The sequence below is a fragment of the Citrobacter sp. Igbk 17 genome (assembly GCF_028069775.1).
Taxonomy (GTDB): Bacteria; Pseudomonadota; Gammaproteobacteria; order Enterobacterales; family Enterobacteriaceae; genus Citrobacter.
The window spans coordinates 1-260 of record NZ_JANEWI010000114.1 but is presented as its reverse complement, the minus strand read 5'-3'; the positions used below and the strand labels follow the sequence as shown (position 1 = coordinate 260).

1 rRNA gene is annotated in these 260 nt (G+C 52.3%); it reads right to left on the bottom strand.

Annotated features, from left to right (window positions below):
* Window positions 1–260: ribosomal RNA gene (locus NNO08_RS23050) — 23S ribosomal RNA — on the bottom strand; the annotation flags it as partial.

Sequence of the window (260 nt, the reverse complement as noted above, 5' to 3'; positions counted from 1 at the left end):
GGGCTGCTCCCCGTTCGCTCGCCGCTACTGGGGGAATCTCGGTTGATTTCTTTTCCTCGGGGTACTTAGATGTTTCAGTTCCCCCGGTTCGCTTCATTACGCTATGTATTCACGTAATGATAGTGTGACGAATCACACTGGGTTTCCCCATTCGGAAATCGCCGGCTATAACGGTTCATATCACCTTACCGACGCTTATCGCAGATTAGCACGTCCTTCATCGCCTCTGACTGCCAGGGCATCCACCGTGTACGCTTAGT